Origin of the sequence: Pseudomonas sp. Z4-20 (assembly GCF_051131955.1) — a bacterium.
Taxonomy (GTDB): domain Bacteria; phylum Pseudomonadota; class Gammaproteobacteria; order Pseudomonadales; family Pseudomonadaceae; genus Aquipseudomonas; species Aquipseudomonas marvdashtae.
On sequence record NZ_CP071641.1, the window covers coordinates 1,501,550 to 1,517,974 of the forward strand.

Genomic DNA, 16,425 nt, shown 5'->3' on the forward strand with positions numbered 1-16,425 from the left:
CCGGCGTGTCGACCGTTGCGTGGGCTTCAGGCTGGTTTTGACCCCTGTAAGGGAATATTGCAGGCCCGTTTAAGGCGGCATTATAAGGACTTTTTTGCCTACGTGGTGCGGCGAAATAGCTCACAGAAGAGCTGGCGGGGGAGATATCCGCGTGGGAGCGAGGGTTTACAAGGCTTTGGTCATTGAAGATTTTTTTTGCATGGGGTGGATGACGGATTTTTTTGATCAGAAAATGATCGGTTTTTGCGGTTTTGCACTACATGTTGTGTTTTATGACGTTTTTTGGTTGCTTCAGACACAACCAGGCCCGACCGGAATCGGGCCTTGGAAAGCGCCAGTCGTGATCAATCGCTGGAGCAACCATTGCCCATGACGCGGTAGCGCAGGATGTGGCGCTGCCCCTTGGAGTCATCGTATTCCATTTGGGCTGGGACCACTTCGCAAACGTTCGGGATCGTACTCATGGAGATGACTTTGGCAATGTCCAGGTGAGTGGAGTAGCTGTAGTCCTCAATTGCCGGTTTTCGCTGCCCGGCTTTGATTGGGGTTTCGCCAGCCATTGCGGTGGCGCAAAGGCTGCCGAGGACCAGGGCCCATAAAGCTTTCATTTGAATTTCACCTTTTTTGAGGTCGAGTGGGGTCACGCCGCCTTTTTGGGGCTGCGTGTGGAGTAGATGTTGGGAAAGTTCGATCAACGGCCTTCGTGGGGGCTGTGTTGCGTCAATCTTGTTGCCGGTTGGCGAGGCTGATTTTAGGAGGCGAGGGCAGGGCTAAACAGTCTCGGTTTTGATAAACACTATTGATCGTTCTGGCAATAATCGGCTCAGGATGCACTGAGCATCTGGCGGATCCCGAGCAAGCGGGTTCTCGCAAAGGAGCGCTTGCAGGGGCGGAGTTGAAGGCTAGTACCGACATTTTGTAGGGACTTGTTACTACCATCGTCGAATGGTTCTATAGGCCCGCCCCGGGCTACAACGGGACCATACAAAAACAACTATTGTCACCGAGGTAAGAAAGATGAGTGCGGCTTCTGTGTATCCCGTTCGTCCCGAGGTTGCGGCCAATACGCTGACTGACGAGGCGACCTATAAAGCCATGTACCAGCAGTCGGTCGTCAACCCGGATGGCTTCTGGCGCGAGCAGGCCAAGCGCCTCGACTGGATCAAGCCTTTCACCACGGTGAAGCAGACGTCCTTCGACGATCACCATGTCGACATCAAGTGGTTTGCCGACGGCACCTTGAACGTTTCCTATAACTGCCTCGACCGTCACTTGGCCGAGCGCGGCGATCAAATCGCGATTATCTGGGAGGGCGATGACCCGTCCGAGAGTCGCAACATCACCTATCGCGAGCTGCATGAAGAAGTCTGCAAGTTCGCCAACGCCCTGCGCGGCCAGGACGTGCATCGCGGCGACGTGGTGACCATCTACATGCCGATGATTCCCGAAGCCGTGGTTGCCATGCTCGCCTGCACCCGGATCGGTGCGATCCATTCGGTGGTGTTCGGTGGGTTTTCGCCCGAAGCCCTGGCTGGCCGGATCATCGACTGCAAATCCAAAGTGGTGATCACCGCCGACGAAGGCATTCGCGCCGGCAAGAAGATTCCGCTCAAGGCCAACGTCGATGACGCGCTGACCAACCCGGAAACCAGCAGCATCCAGAAAGTCATCGTGTGCAAGCGCACCGCCGGTAACATCAAGTGGAACCAGCACCGTGACATCTGGTACGAAGACCTGATGAAGGTGGCCGGCACTGTTTGCGCGCCGAAGGAAATGGGCGCCGAGGAAGCGCTGTTCATCCTCTATACCTCCGGTTCCACCGGCAAGCCCAAGGGCGTGCAGCACACTACCGCCGGTTACTTGCTCTACGCGGCGCTGACCCATGAGCGGGTGTTCGACTACAAGCCGGGCGAGGTCTACTGGTGCACCGCCGACGTCGGTTGGGTTACCGGTCACAGCTATATCGTCTACGGCCCGCTGGCCAATGGCGCGACCACGCTGATGTTCGAAGGCGTGCCGAACTACCCGGACATCACCCGGGTGGCCAAGGTCATCGATAAGCACAAGGTCAACATCCTCTACACCGCGCCGACCGCCATCCGCGCGATGATGGCCTCAGGCACCGCCGCCGTCGAAGGCGCCGATGGCAGCAGCCTGCGCCTGTTGGGATCGGTAGGCGAGCCGATCAACCCGGAAGCCTGGGGCTGGTACTACAAGAACGTCGGCAAGGAACGTTGCCCGATCGTCGACACCTGGTGGCAGACCGAAACCGGTGGCGTACTGATCAGCCCACTGCCAGGCGCCACGGCGTTGAAGCCGGGTTCGGCCACGCGTCCGTTCTTTGGCGTGGTGCCGGCGCTGGTGGACAACCTCGGCAACCTGATCGAAGGCGCCGCCGAAGGCAATCTGGTGATTCTCGATTCCTGGCCAGGCCAGGCCCGTACCCTGTATGGCGACCATGATCGTTTTGTCGATACCTACTTCAAGACGTTCAGCGGCATGTATTTCACTGGTGACGGCGCTCGTCGCGACGAAGACGGCTACTACTGGATCACCGGTCGAGTGGATGACGTGCTCAACGTGTCCGGCCACCGCATGGGCACGGCCGAGATCGAGAGCGCCATGGTCGCGCACCCGAAAGTCGCCGAAGCGGCGGTGGTCGGTGTGCCGCACGACATCAAGGGGCAGGGCATCTATGTCTATGTCACCCTCAATGCTGGCGAAGAAACCAGCGAGGCCCTGCGCTTGGAACTGAAGAACTGGGTGCGCAAGGAGATCGGTCCGATTGCCTCGCCGGACGTGATCCAGTGGGCGCCGGGGCTGCCGAAAACCCGTTCCGGCAAGATCATGCGCCGTATCTTGCGCAAGATCGCCACGGCGGAGTACGACGGGTTGGGTGATATCTCCACCCTGGCCGACCCAAGCGTCGTTGCGCACCTGATCGAGACGCACAAGACCATGAACGTCGCCTGACGGTACCCGTAATACCGAAAAGCCCCGCCCGGCGTTTGCCGGGTGGGGCTTTTTTGTGCGCGTGGGATGGCCTTTGTGGCGAGGGAGCTTGCTCCCGCTCGGCTGCACAGCAGTCGCAACTCAGCCAATGCCGTCTGGCTGAAGGACCGTAGTGTCTGGTTTAGGGCTGCTGCGCAGCCCAGCGGGAGCAAGCTCCCTCGCCACGGGTTCGGTGGATGAATAAATATCGGCGTTTAAAGTAGGAGGTGCCTGAACGTTACCGGTGTTTTGAAATGTGTAACCAAAGGCGCCACGACGGGGCGATGTGAAACGCAAAGCCCCGTTATAGGGCGGCTCCGGGCGTCTCGGAAAACAAGCCGACACGCTGTGCTTGCCGGATTAGAAGGGTTTGCGAATAATGGGCCCGCTATTTGCAGCATGGATCGGTTCCCTTTCTTTTGCTCTTGCATGATTTTGCGAGGCTGTCAATGTGCTCGAACAGCTTTCTCGGTGCTTCTGTAATTTGTTGTCGCATTGAAGAAATATCGGCTTCGGGCCTGTCGTTAGAATGCCGATCACTCGCTCGTCGTGGCGTGCGTTGAATAAACGCGCGCATTTCGGACGCAGCACCAAAGTTCGTTCCACCCATTCGCATATTGGGCTGTTGCTCACTCTGCCGTTTTCGCCCTTTACCGATGGAGTCCCAAGATGAAGAAACTTGTGCTGCTTGGCGCCCTGGCACTGTCCGTGCTGTCCCTGCCAACATTCGCTGATGAGAAACCCCTGAAGATCGGTATCGAAGCGGCTTACCCTCCGTTTGCTTCCAAGGCTCCGGACGGCAGCATCGTCGGTTTCGACTACGACATCGGCAATGCGCTGTGCGAAGAGATGAAGGTCAAGTGCGTGTGGGTCGAGCAAGAGTTCGACGGCCTGATCCCGGCGCTCAAGGTCCGCAAGATCGACGCCATCCTGTCTTCGATGTCGATCACAGAAGATCGCAAGAAGTCGGTTGATTTCACTGGCAAGTACTACAACACTCCGGCCCGTCTGGTGATGAAGGCCGGTACCCAGGTGAGCGACGGCCTGGCCGAACTCAAGGGCAAGAACATCGGCGTACAGCGCGGTTCGATCCACGAGCGTTTCGCCCGTGAAGTCCTGGCCCCGCTGGGTGCCGAGATCAAGCCGTACGGTTCGCAGAACGAGATCTACCTGGACGTGTCCGCCGGCCGCCTCGACGGCACCGTGGCAGACGCTACCCTGTTGGAGGACGGCTTCCTCAAGACCGACGCGGGCAAGGGCTTCGCGTTCGTCGGCCCGGCCTTTACCGACGTCAAGTACTTCGGCGACGGCGTGGGTATCGCGGTTCGCAAGGGCGATGCGTTGAAGGACAAGATCAACAGTGCAATCGCTGCCATTCGTGAGAACGGCAAATACAAGCAAATCCAAGACAAATACTTCGCCTTCGACATCTACGGCAAGTAAGCACGTCCCGCCACTCGTGCGAAATGGCGCAAGCAACAGGATCTCTGCGGTTTGCGCCATTTTTTCATCCCACTTTCGAGGACCTGAATCATGTTGAAAGGCTACGGGGCTGTCATCCTCGATGGCGCATGGTTGACGCTTCAGCTCGCCTTGTCGTCCATGGCCTTGGCCATCGTCCTGGGGTTGATCGGCGTCGCGTTGCGCCTCTCGCCGGTGCGCTGGCTGGCGTGGCTGGGCGACCTGTATTCGACGGTCATCCGCGGCATCCCCGACCTGGTGCTGATCCTGCTGATTTTCTACGGCGGCCAGGACTTGCTCAATCGCGTGGCGCCGATGCTCGGCTATGACGACTACATCGACCTGAACCCGCTGGCGGCCGGTATCGGCACCCTGGGCTTCATCTTCGGTGCGTACCTGTCGGAAACCTTTCGCGGTGCGTTCATGGCGATCCCCAAGGGCCAGGCCGAGGCGGGCATGGCGTACGGCATGAACGGCTTCCAAGTGTTCTTCCGGGTGCTGGTGCCGCAGATGATTCGTCTGGCGATTCCGGGCTTCACCAACAACTGGCTGGTGCTGACCAAGGCCACCGCGCTGATTTCGGTGGTGGGCCTGCAAGACATGATGTTCAAGGCCAAGCAGGCGGCGGATGCCACTCGCGAGCCTTTCACCTTCTTCCTCGCAGTGGCGGCGATGTACCTGGTGATCACCAGTGTCTCGTTGCTGGCGTTGCGTCACCTTGAGAAGCGCTACTCGGTAGGCGTAAGGGCGGCTGATCTATGATCTTCGACTACAACGTCATCTATGAAGCCTTGCCGCTGTACTTCAGTGGCCTGCTGACCACCCTGAAGCTGCTGGCCCTGTCGTTGTTCTTTGGTCTGTTGGCCGCGCTGCCCCTGGGGTTGATGCGGGTGTCCAAGCAGCCGATCGTCAACATGACGGCCTGGCTCTACACCTACGTAATCCGCGGCACGCCGATGCTGGTGCAACTGTTCCTGATCTACTACGGGTTGGCGCAATTCGAAGCCGTGCGCGAGAGTTTCCTCTGGCCGTGGCTGTCCAGCGCGACGTTCTGTGCGTGCCTGGCATTTGCGATCAATACCAGCGCCTACACCGCGGAAATCATCGCCGGCAGCCTGCGGGCCACGCCTAACGGTGAAATCGAGGCGGCCAAGGCCATGGGCATGTCACGCTACAAGCTGTACCGCCGGATCCTGCTGCCATCGGCCTTGCGCCGGGCGCTGCCGCAATACAGCAACGAAGTGATCATGATGTTGCAGACCACCAGCCTGGCGTCCATCGTCACCCTGATCGACATCACCGGCGCCGCGCGCACGGTGAATGCGCAGTATTACTTGCCGTTCGAGGCCTACATCACGGCCGGCGTCTTCTACCTGTGCCTGACCTTCATCCTGGTGCGCCTGTTCAAATTGGCCGAGCGCCGCTGGCTGGGTTACCTGGCCCCGCGCAAGCACTGATAACGCATCGATCCGATCGACTGCTCAACGATTGACGTTTTGTGAGAACCGACCGCATGTACAAGCTTGAAGTCCAAGACCTGCATAAACGCTATGGCAGTCACGAAGTGCTCAAGGGCGTCTCCCTGAAAGCCGCCGCTGGCGACGTGATCAGCATCATCGGCTCCAGTGGCTCCGGCAAGAGCACCTTCCTGCGTTGCATCAACCTGCTTGAGCAACCCCATGCCGGCAAGATCTTGCTCAACAATGAAGAGCTGAAACTGGTCGCGGGCAAGGATGGCGCCATGAAGGCTGCGGACCCCAAGCAACTGCAACGCATGCGTTCGCGGCTGTCGATGGTGTTCCAGCATTTCAACCTGTGGTCGCACATGACCGCGCTGGAAAACATCATGGAGGCGCCGGTGCATGTGCTGGGCGTGGCCAAGGCTGAAGCGCGGGAGAAAGCCGAGCACTACCTGAACAAGGTCGGCGTGGCGCACCGCAAGGATGCTTACCCGGGGCATATGTCCGGCGGCGAGCAGCAGCGCGTGGCGATTGCCCGTGCGCTGGCGATGGAGCCTGAGGTGATGCTGTTCGACGAACCGACCTCGGCCCTCGACCCGGAGCTGGTGGGCGACGTGCTCAAGGTCATGCAGGCCCTGGCCCTGGAAGGGCGGACCATGGTGGTGGTGACCCACGAAATGGGTTTTGCCCGCGAAGTGTCGAACCAGTTGGTGTTCCTGCACAAAGGCATCGTCGAAGAGAGCGGCAACCCACGCGAAGTGCTGGTCAATCCGCAATCGGAGCGCCTGCAACAATTCCTCTCGGGCAGCCTCAAGTAGTCGCTCCCGTTACGCACTCGATTGGATCATGCTGCGCGCCATGCGCCAGATGGTCTAATTTGGTTGCAGCCGCTTTTGGCTTTAACACTGTTTTCGCTTCGGATTGCCCGCCATGACTGCCCATCGAATAGGTTTCCTGATTTGGCCCAGCACTAAAGCCTTGACGCTGGCGCTGGCCGAGGAGGCCTTGCGTGTTGCGCAGCGAGTGCATCCGGACGTGGTCTACGAGCTGTCGTTCCTGCAAGCCGAGCCGCCGACCGAAGGCGCCTGGCAATTGCCGGGTGAACCCTGGGCCGGCAAGCTCGAAGGCTTGCAGAAACTGTTCCTGCTGGCCGATGAGCCACCGACCACGCTGGCTTCGCCGCTAAGCAGCGCGCTCAAGCAGTTGGTGCGTGCTGGTTGTGTCATCGGTGGCCTGTCCGCCGGTGTCTATCCGCTGGCTCAGTTGGGCTTGCTCGACGGTTATCGCGCTGCCGTGCACTGGCGCTGGCAGGATGATTTCTCCGAGCGCTTTCCCAAGGTCATCGCGACCAGTCATTTGTTCGATTGGGATCGTGATCGCCTGAGCGCTTGTGGCGGCATGTCGGTGCTCGATCTGTTGCTGGCGGTGTTGGCGCGGGATCACGGTGCGGAACTGGCCGGCGCGGTGTCGGAAGAACTGGTGGTCGAGCGCATTCGCGAGGGCGGCGAACGCCAGCGCATCCCGCTGCAGAACCGCCTCGGCTCCAGCCATCCGAAGCTCACCCAGGCGGTGTTGCTGATGGAAGCCAACATCGAAGAGCCGCTGACCACCGACGAAATCGCTCAGCATGTGTGCGTATCGCGCCGGCAACTGGAGCGGATCTTCAAGCAATACCTCAACCGCGTGCCGAGCCAGTATTACTTGGAGCTGCGCCTGAACAAGGCGCGGCAGATGTTGATGCAGACCAGCAAATCCATCATCCAGATCGGCCTGTCCTGCGGATTCTCCTCGGGGCCGCATTTCTCCAGCGCCTATCGCAACTTCTTCGGCGCCACGCCGCGGGAAGATCGCAACCAGCGCCGCAGCAGCAGCCCGTTCGAACTGTCTTCGGTGCCGTCCGAGCGCGGCTGAGACTGGACGCGTCACGGGGCTGCAGCAAATCGTTATGCGGGCACCTCAAAGACATCGGCAACGTTTAAACTGCGCCTTTGCGACGCTATTTGTCGCATTGCCGTAAACCCGCGCAAAACGTGGGTTGGCGCTATAAGAAGTTGTCGCTTGGCGGCAAGGCCGGGCTGAAAACTGTCCTTACAATCCTTACCAAGCTCGCCAGTTCCAGGCGAGTGTTCCTCTTCAGGAGACTCCGATGTCCGTTGAGCAAGCCGCGGTACAACGCGCCGATTTCGACCAGGTGATGGTTCCCAACTATGCGCCTGCTGCCTTTATTCCTGTGCGTGGTGCCGGTTCCCGCGTGTGGGACCAGTCCGGTCGCGAGTTGATCGATTTTGCTGGCGGTATCGCAGTCAACGTACTCGGGCATGCCCATCCGGCGCTGGTCGGCGCCCTGACTGAACAGGCCAACAAGCTGTGGCATGTGTCGAACGTATTCACCAATGAACCGGCGCTGCGACTGGCTCATAAGCTGATTGACGCAACCTTTGCCGAGCGCGCGTTCTTCTGCAACTCCGGCGCCGAAGCCAACGAGGCCGCCTTCAAGCTGGCCCGTCGCGTTGCGTTCGACCGTTTCGGCAGCGAGAAATACGAAATCATCGCCGCGCTCAACAGTTTCCACGGGCGCACGCTGTTTACCGTCAATGTTGGCGGGCAGTCGAAGTACTCCGACGGTTTCGGTCCTAAAATCACCGGCATCACCCACGTTCCTTATAACGACCTGGCGGCGCTGAAAGCGGCTGTCTCGGACAAGACCTGCGCCGTGGTGCTGGAACCGATCCAGGGCGAGGGCGGTGTATTGCCGGCCGAACTGGCCTACCTGCAAGGCGCCCGCGAGCTGTGCGATGCGCACGACGCGCTGCTGGTATTCGACGAAGTGCAGACCGGCATGGGCCGCAGCGGCGAGTTGTTCGCCTACATGCACTACGGCGTGGTTCCGGACATCCTCACCAGCGCCAAGAGCCTGGGCGGTGGTTTCCCGATCGCGGCGATGCTCACCACCGAAGCGCTGGCCAAGCACCTGGTGGTCGGTACCCACGGCACGACGTATGGCGGTAACCCGTTGGCTTGTGCGGTGGCCGAGGCGGTGATCGACGTTGTGAACACGCCTGAAGTCCTCGGCGGCGTCAAAGCCAAGCATCAGAAATTCAAGGCGCGCCTGGAGCAGATCGGCGAGAAGTACGGCATGTTCACCCAAGTGCGTGGCCTGGGCCTGCTGATGGGTTGCGTGCTGAACGACGCCTGGAAGGGCAAGGCCAAGGACATCTTCAACGCCGCCGAGCAGGAAGGCCTGATGATCCTGCAAGCCGGCCCGGACGTGATCCGTTTCGCCCCGAGCCTGGTGGTGGAAGACGCCGACATCGACGCCGGCCTGGACCGCTTCGAGCGGGCCGCGGCGAAGCTGACGCAAGCCTGATTCACCCAGCTGGACCAGCTCCAATGGATGAGCGGCGCAGTGCCGCTCATCCATTGATGTTTTTTCTCTGTGTATCGACCTCAGGGTCGAACCGTTTATTTCAAGTTAAGGAGTGACACCATGCTGGTGATGCGCCCCGCGCAAATGGCGGATCTGGGCGAGGTACAGCGTCTGGCTGCGGACAGTCCGATCGGTGTCACTTCCTTGCCGGATGACGTGGAACGCCTGAGCGACAAGATCGCCGCAAGCGAAGCTTCGTTTTCCGCCGAAGTCAGTTTCAACGGAGAGGAGAGTTATTTCTTCGTCCTCGAAGACACCGCCACCGGCAAGCTTGTAGGCTGTTCGGCCATCGTCGCGTCGGCCGGCTATTCCGAGCCGTTCTACAGCTTTCGCAACGAAACGTTCGTCCACGCGTCCCGCGAGCTGAAGATCCACAACAAGATCCACGTCCTTTCCCAGTGCCACGACCTGACCGGCAACAGCCTGTTGACGAGTTTCTATGTGGTGCCGGAACTGGTCGGGTCGCCTTGGGCGGAGCTCAACTCCCGTGGGCGTCTACTGTTCGTCGCCAGCCATCCGGAGCGGTTCGCCGATTCGGTGGTGACCGAGATCGTCGGTTACAGCGATGAGAACGGTGATTCGCCGTTCTGGGACGCCATCGGTCGCAACTTCTTCGACCTCAACTACGCCGCCGCCGAGCGTTTGTGCGGGCTGAAGAGCCGTACCTTCCTCGCCGAGCTGATGCCGCATTACCCGATCTACGTGCCGTTGTTGCCGGACGCCGCCCAGGAAGCCATGGGGCAGGTTCATCCACGGGCACAGATCACCTTCGACATCCTGATGCGTGAGGGTTTCGAGACGGATCACTACATCGACATCTTCGACGGTGGCCCGACCCTGCATGCCCGTGTCTCGGGGATTCGCTCGATTGCCCAGAGCCGCGTAGTGCCGGTCAAGATCGGCGAACCGGTCAAGGGCGCCGGCCGCCAATACCTGGTCGCCAACGCCCAATTGCAGGACTACCGCGCCGTGCTGCTCGAGCTCGACTACGCGCCGGGCAAGCCTGTGACGCTGGACATGGACGCGGCCGAAGCCTTGGGCGTTGGCGAAGGTGCGAGTGTGCGCCTGGTAGCGGTTTAACGCCTTACAGCTGAGTTTCGCGGGTGGCGTGAGCGGCCCGTTTGAGGAGATAGCATGATCGTTCGTCCCGTACGCAGCAGCGATTTACCCGCTCTGATCGCCCTGGCCCGCAGCACCGGTACTGGCCTGACCACCTTGCCGGCCAACGAAGAGCGCCTGGCGCATCGGGTCGGCTGGGCCGAGAAGACCTTTCGCGGCGAAGCCGGGCGCGGCGATGCGGACTACCTGTTCGTGCTCGAAGACGATGACGGCCGCGTGGTCGGCATTTCCGCTATCGCCGGTGCCGTGGGCCTGCGTGAGCCCTGGTACAACTTCCGGGTCGGCCTGACGGTCAGCGCTTCCCAGGAACTGAACATCTACCGGGAAATTCCGACGTTGTTCCTGGCCAACGACCTGACCGGCAATTCCGAGCTGTGCTCGCTGTTCCTGCACGCCGACTTCCGCAGTGGCCTCAATGGCCGGATGCTGGCCAAGGCGCGGCTGTTGTTCATCGCCGAATTTCCACAGCTGTTCGGCAACAAGATCATCGCCGAGATGCGCGGCATGTCCGACGATAACGGCCGTTCGCCATTCTGGGAAAGCCTGGGTCGGCATTTCTTCAAGATGGAATTCAGCCAAGCCGACTACCTGACCGGTGTGGGCAACAAAGCCTTCATCGCCGAGCTGATGCCCAAGTTCCCGCTGTACACCTGCTTCCTGTCCGAAGATGCCCGGGCCGTGATTGGCCAGGTTCATCCTGACACGGAGCCGGCGCTGTCGATGCTCAAGAGCGAGGGCTTCAGCTACCAGGGTTACGTCGACATCTTCGATGCCGGCCCGGCCGTGGAATGCGAGACCGGCAAGATCCGCGCGATTAAAGACAGCCAGGCGTTGGTGCTGGCCATCGGCACGCCGGGCGATGACGCCACGCCGTTTCTCATTCATAACCGCAAGCGTGAAGACTGCCGCATCACCGCAGCACCGGCGCGCTTCGCCGCAGGCACACTGGTGGTCGATCCGCTGACCGCCAAACGTCTTCAACTCAACGCCGGCGATCAAGTGCGTGCCGTGGCGTTGTCTGCCGCTCGGGAGTCGAAATAATGAAATCGCTGTACATCGCTGGAAGTTGGCTGGAAGGCCAGGGCGACGTCTTTGAGTCGTTGAACCCGGTGACGCAGCAGGTGCTGTGGTCTGGCAAAGGCGCCACGGCTGCGCAGGTGGAGTCCGCTGTGCAGGCGGCGCGCCAGGCGTTCCCGGACTGGGCGCGGCGCTCGCTGGATGAGCGCATCCAGGTACTGGAAGCGTTTGCCGGCAACCTGAAGACTCATGCTGACGAATTGGCCCGTTGCATCGGTGAGGAAACCGGCAAGCCGCTGTGGGAATCGGCCACCGAAGTCACCAGCATGATCAACAAGGTGGCGATTTCGGTGCAGAGCTACCGCGAGCGGACCGGCGAGAAGAGCGGCCCGCTGGGCGACGCCACCGCCGTGCTGCGCCACAAGCCCCACGGTGTGGTGGCGGTGTTCGGCCCCTACAACTTTCCCGGCCATTTGCCCAACGGCCACATCGTGCCCGCGCTGCTGGCAGGCAACTGCGTGTTGTTCAAGCCCAGCGAGCTGACGCCGAAAGTCGCCGAGCTGACGGTCAAATGCTGGGTCGAGGCCGGCCTGCCCGCGGGCGTGCTGAACCTGCTGCAAGGCGCGCGGGAAACCGGTATCGCCCTGGCGGCGGATCCGGGGATCGACGGGCTGTTCTTCACCGGATCCAGTCGCACCGGCAATTTGCTGCATCAACAGTTTTCCGGTCGGCCGGACAAGATCCTGGCGCTGGAGATGGGCGGTAACAACCCGCTGGTGGTGGATGAGGTGGCCGACGTCGATGCGGCGGTCTACACCATCATCCAATCGGCCTTCATTTCCGCCGGCCAGCGCTGCACGTGCGCACGCCGTCTGCTGGTGCCGGAAGGGGCGTGGGGCGATGCCTTGCTCGAGCGCCTGGTGCAAGTCAGTTCGACCATCGAGGTGGGCGCCTTCGACCAGCAGCCGGCGCCGTTCATGGGCTCGGTGGTGTCCTTGGGCGCGGCGAAAGCGCTGATGGATGCACAGAATCATTTGCTGGGCAAGGGCGCGCTGCCGTTGCTGGCCATGACCCAGCCGCAGCCACAGGCTGCGTTGCTGACCCCGGGGATTCTCGATGTGACTGCCGTGGCCGAGCGCCCTGACGAGGAGCTGTTCGGGCCGCTGTTGCAAGTCATCCGCTACCAGGATTTCGCAGCAGCGATCAGCGAGGCCAACAATACTCAATATGGCTTGGCCGCCGGCTTGCTGTCGGATTCGCAAGCGCGCTACGAACAGTTCTGGCTGCAAAGCCGTGCCGGTATCGTCAACTGGAACAAGCAGCTGACCGGTGCCGCCAGCAGTGCGCCATTCGGCGGTGTCGGCGCCTCGGGCAACCATCGCGCCAGTGCTTATTACGCGGCGGATTATTGCGCGTATCCGGTGGCCTCCCTGGAGACCCCAAGCCTTGCCATGCCGGCTGCCCTGACCCCCGGCCTGCGGATGGTGTAAATCTGTCGCGAGCTTGCTCGCGATAGCTACGCCATCGTTGCTATTGATGCCTATAAAAAACAGATTCTCGTGGAGCCTCGCTGATGAAATCCTATGAAGTCAACTTTGACGGTCTAGTGGGGCCGACCCACAACTATGGCGGGCTCTCCTACGGCAACGTCGCGTCCCAGAGCAACAGCCAGCAATCCTCCAACCCCAAGGAAGCGGCGTTGCAAGGCCTGGCGAAAATGAAAGCGTTGATGGAAATGGGTTTCCAGCAAGGCGTGCTGGCGCCCCAGGAGCGTCCGGACGTGGCGGCCCTGCGCCGGTTGGGTTTTGCCGGCAGCGATGCCCAAGTCATCCAACAGGCGGCGAAAGAAGCGATGCCGCTGCTGGTTGCCAGTTGCTCGGCGTCGAGCATGTGGGTCGCCAACGCCGCCACCGTCAGCCCGAGCGCCGACACTGCCGATTGCCGTGTGCATTTCACCGCCGCCAACCTGAACTGCAAATACCACCGCAGCATCGAGCATCCGACCACCAGCCGTGTGCTGGGGGCGATGTTCGCCGACCCGCAGCACTTCGCCCATCACGCGGCATTGCCGGCGGTGGCGCAGTTCGGCGACGAAGGCGCGGCCAACCACACGCGTTTCTGCCGTGCATACGGCGAGGCCGGCGTCGAATTCTTCGTGTTCGGTCGCAGCGCTTTCGACAGCCGTTACCCATCGCCGCAGAAGTACCCGGCACGCCAGACCCTCGAGGCGTCCCAAGCCGTTGCCCGCCTGCACGGTCTGAGGGAAGAGGGCGTGGTCTATGCGCAGCAGAACCCGGCGGTGATCGACCAGGGCGTTTTCCACAATGACGTCATCGCGGTCGGTAATGGTGAAGTGTTGTTCTATCACGAGGACGCATTCCTCGAGACCGACAAGATGCTGGCCGAACTGAGCAGCAAACTTGCCAAGGTCGGTGGAAAACTCCAGTCGGTGTGCGTGCCGCGTTCGGCCGTTACCGTCGATGACGCCGTACGTTCCTACCTGTTCAATAGCCAACTGCTGTCGCGTCCCGACGGCTCGATGCTGCTGATCGTGCCGGAAGAATGCCGTGGCAATGAACGCGTCTGGCAATACCTGCAAGGCCTGACGGGTTCTGGCGGGGTGATTCGCGAAGTGAAGGTCTTCGACCTCAAGCAGAGCATGCAGAACGGTGGCGGCCCGGCGTGCCTGAGGTTGCGCGTGGCGCTCAACGAGACCGAACTGGCGGCTGTGAATCCAGGGGTTATCATGACCGCGCCGCTGTATGGGTCGTTGACCCAATGGGTCGAGCGCCACTACCGCGACCGCATGAGCGAAAATGACCTGGCGGACCCGCAATTGCTGCTTGAATGCCGGTCGGCACTGGATGAACTGACACAAATCCTTAAACTTGGCTCGGTTTATCCTTTCCAGATCAATTGAAAGCGCGCGCGACCTGACTACAGTCAAAGCAGGGCGCGTTGCCTTATCCCCAGACGAGAATGTAAAGACATGAGCGATACCCTGCAGCTGATCCTTGAAGACACCGACGGCACGCAACTGGAAACTTCCTGCACTCGCGTCGCAGTGATGTGGCAAGGCAAGGAACTGTGGATCCAGCAGGACGGCCGCGGCCAGTTGCTGATCGGCGTCGACGTCGAGGAAGGGGACGAGGAGTACGCCAACCTGTTGCTGCGTCCATTGGCGACCAACCTGGTCAGCCTGCAACTGGAAATGGAACCGGCCGACGTCGGCGATGATGACCATGTCCATGGCCCGGATTGCGGCCACGACCATTAAGGAACCCGCGCTATGCTCGCCCTCGGCAAACTGCTTGAACTGACGCTGGCCGGCCGTGAACCGGCGGAGAAGACTCAACTGACTGTCGAAGGCGTACGGATGCGCTGGTTGAGCGAGGGCGCGCTGGAGGTCAAGCCGCCCGAAGCCCGGGATAACGGCCTGGACCTGCTGCTGTCGGCCGGAATCCATGGCAACGAAACCGCGCCGATCGAATTGCTCGACCGTCTGCTGCATGACATTGCCCGTGGCGACCTGAAGCCGCGGGCGCGCATTTTGTTCCTGTTCGGCAACCCCGAGGCGATCCGTCGCGGAGAACGTTTCGTCGAGCAGGACGTCAACCGGCTGTTCAATGGTCGCCACGAATTGAGCGGCGGCCCCGAAGCGTTGCGAGCGTGTGAACTTGAACGGCTGGCCGCGAGTTTCTTCAGCGTGCCGGACCGCAGTCGTCTGCACTACGATTTGCACACCGCCATTCGTGGCTCGAAGATCGAGCAGTTCGCCCTGTATCCCTGGAAGGAAGGCCGTCCGCATTCACGTCGCGAACTGGCGCGCCTGCGCGCGGCGGGCATGGAGGCGGTATTGCTGCAGAACAAGCCGTCCATCGTGTTCAGCGCCTACACCTACGATCAGCTCGGTGCCGAGTCTTTCACCCTGGAACTGGGCAAGGCCCGGCCATTCGGGCAGAACAACGGGGTTAACGTCAGCTTGTTGGAAACCCGCCTGCAACAGATCATCGAAGGCAACGAGCCGGAGCTGGATGAAGGGCTCGATGGCTTGCAACTGTTCAGCGTCGCCCGGGAAATCATCAAGCACAGCGATAGCTTCCGCCTGAACTTGCCGGCGGACATCGAGAATTTTTCCGAGCTTGAAAAAGGTTATGTGCTGGCCGAGGACATCGCCCAGACTCGTTGGGTGATCGAAGAGGACGGTGCCCGGATCATCTTCCCGAACCCCAAGGTCAAGAATGGCTTGCGCGCCGGGATTCTGATCGTGCCGGCGACGGATGAAAACCTGGCCTGAGTCCAGCGTCGACTCGGTCGTGGGAACGAGCAAGGCCGCCCCACGATCGAATCGGCCTCAGACTGCCAGGGCGCGCTGCTCGCTGCGGCGCAATGCCCGGGTCTTGTGCAGCGTATCGGCGCAGGTCTTCGCTGCTTCCTGGCCCTTGTGCACGAAATGCTCGAAGAAGAACTTTTGGTGTTCTTCCCCGGCATGGAAGTGGTGCGGCGTGAGCACGACCGAGAACACCGGCACTTCGGTTTCCAATTGGACCTGCATCAGGCCGCTGATCACCGATTGGGCGACGAATTCGTGGCGGTAGATCCCGCCATCCACCACCAAGCCTGCAGCAACGATGCCGGCGTACCGGCCGGATTTTGCCAGCAGCTTGGCGTGCAGCGGAATTTCAAAGGCGCCGCCAACCTCGAAGAAGTCGAAGTCGCTTTCCTGATAACCCTGGTTGATCATCTCGGCGACGAAGCCTTTACGGCTCTGGTCGACGATTTCCTTGTGCCAGCAGGCCTGGATGAACGCGACGCGCTCGCCCGGATGGGTTTTGGTTTTACTGTCGATTGCAGTGGGTTGCATGTTCTGGTTCCTGTTTGTGTGAAAAACAGGGCGTCATGAATCGAAGGGGATTCGAGGGTACGCCGCGCACAAGACAGTCGCAGGCG

General features: G+C 60.8%; 15 protein-coding genes. 13 read left to right on the forward strand and 2 right to left on the reverse strand.

Features of this window, described 5'->3' with window-relative positions:
- Window positions 1–344 precede the first annotated feature (344 nt).
- Window positions 345–608: a DUF2790 domain-containing protein gene (locus tag J3P82_RS06965; RefSeq protein ID WP_434561768.1), complete on the reverse strand. Its 264-nt coding sequence runs from the start codon at window positions 606–608 to the stop codon at window positions 345–347.
- A 409-nt stretch (window positions 609–1,017) separates the two neighbouring features.
- On the opposite strand from J3P82_RS06965, the gene acs reads away from it, so the two are divergent.
- From acs to astE, 13 genes are all read left to right on the forward strand, one after another.
- On the forward strand, window positions 1,018–2,973 hold the full coding sequence (gene acs / locus J3P82_RS06970; RefSeq protein ID WP_434561770.1) for an acetate--CoA ligase: 1,956 nt from the start codon (window positions 1,018–1,020) through the stop codon (window positions 2,971–2,973).
- Between the two features lie 687 nt (window positions 2,974–3,660).
- A complete protein-coding gene (locus J3P82_RS06975; protein WP_434561772.1) occupies window positions 3,661–4,434 on the forward strand; it encodes an ABC transporter substrate-binding protein in 774 nt (257 codons plus the stop codon).
- 90 nt (window positions 4,435–4,524) lie between these two features.
- Window positions 4,525–5,214 (forward strand): ABC transporter permease, encoded by a 690-nt coding sequence (locus tag J3P82_RS06980; RefSeq protein ID WP_003178836.1) that lies wholly within the window; start codon window positions 4,525–4,527, stop codon window positions 5,212–5,214.
- Window positions 5,211–5,909 carry an ABC transporter permease gene (locus J3P82_RS06985; RefSeq protein WP_186635882.1) on the forward strand — a complete coding sequence of 233 codons (699 nt, stop codon included), beginning with the start codon at window positions 5,211–5,213 and terminating at the stop codon, window positions 5,907–5,909. The genes J3P82_RS06980 and J3P82_RS06985 overlap by 4 nt, the downstream gene beginning before the upstream one ends.
- A gap of 56 nt (window positions 5,910–5,965) precedes the next feature.
- Window positions 5,966–6,730, forward strand: a complete 765-nt coding sequence (locus tag J3P82_RS06990) for an ABC transporter ATP-binding protein (protein ID WP_053124413.1) — start codon at window positions 5,966–5,968, stop codon at window positions 6,728–6,730.
- Window positions 6,731–6,842: 112 nt separating this feature from the next.
- Window positions 6,843–7,823 carry a GlxA family transcriptional regulator gene (locus J3P82_RS06995; RefSeq protein ID WP_434561774.1) on the forward strand — a complete coding sequence of 327 codons (981 nt, stop codon included), beginning with the start codon at window positions 6,843–6,845 and terminating at the stop codon, window positions 7,821–7,823.
- Window positions 7,824–8,058: 235 nt separating this feature from the next.
- Window positions 8,059–9,279 (forward strand): aspartate aminotransferase family protein, encoded by a 1,221-nt coding sequence (locus J3P82_RS07000; RefSeq protein WP_434561776.1) that lies wholly within the window; start codon window positions 8,059–8,061, stop codon window positions 9,277–9,279.
- 120 nt (window positions 9,280–9,399) lie between these two features.
- Window positions 9,400–10,419 (forward strand): arginine/ornithine succinyltransferase subunit alpha, encoded by a 1,020-nt coding sequence (gene aruF, locus J3P82_RS07005; RefSeq protein WP_434561778.1) that lies wholly within the window; start codon window positions 9,400–9,402, stop codon window positions 10,417–10,419.
- A gap of 54 nt (window positions 10,420–10,473) precedes the next feature.
- Window positions 10,474–11,499 (forward strand): arginine N-succinyltransferase, encoded by a 1,026-nt coding sequence (gene astA / locus J3P82_RS07010; RefSeq protein ID WP_186635891.1) that lies wholly within the window; start codon window positions 10,474–10,476, stop codon window positions 11,497–11,499.
- Window positions 11,496–12,965 carry a succinylglutamate-semialdehyde dehydrogenase gene (astD, locus tag J3P82_RS07015; protein WP_434563738.1) on the forward strand — a complete coding sequence of 490 codons (1,470 nt, stop codon included), beginning with the start codon at window positions 11,496–11,498 and terminating at the stop codon, window positions 12,963–12,965. The genes astA and astD overlap by 4 nt, the downstream gene beginning before the upstream one ends.
- 83 nt (window positions 12,966–13,048) lie before the next feature.
- The gene (gene astB / locus J3P82_RS07020) at window positions 13,049–14,395 is read left to right on the forward strand and encodes an N-succinylarginine dihydrolase (RefSeq protein ID WP_434561780.1); all 1,347 of its coding nucleotides are present in this window, start codon (window positions 13,049–13,051) and stop codon (window positions 14,393–14,395) included.
- 69 nt (window positions 14,396–14,464) lie between these two features.
- On the forward strand, window positions 14,465–14,752 hold the full coding sequence (locus J3P82_RS07025; RefSeq protein ID WP_003178862.1) for a hypothetical protein: 288 nt from the start codon (window positions 14,465–14,467) through the stop codon (window positions 14,750–14,752).
- Window positions 14,753–14,764: 12 nt separating this feature from the next.
- Window positions 14,765–15,772, forward strand: a complete 1,008-nt coding sequence (gene astE / locus J3P82_RS07030) for a succinylglutamate desuccinylase (RefSeq protein WP_434561782.1) — start codon at window positions 14,765–14,767, stop codon at window positions 15,770–15,772.
- A 57-nt stretch (window positions 15,773–15,829) separates the two neighbouring features.
- Here the strand turns inward: astE and J3P82_RS07035 are convergent, their stop codons facing one another.
- Window positions 15,830–16,339 carry a 6,7-dimethyl-8-ribityllumazine synthase gene (locus J3P82_RS07035; protein ID WP_434561784.1) on the reverse strand — a complete coding sequence of 170 codons (510 nt, stop codon included), beginning with the start codon at window positions 16,337–16,339 and terminating at the stop codon, window positions 15,830–15,832.
- Window positions 16,340–16,425 lie beyond the last annotated feature (86 nt).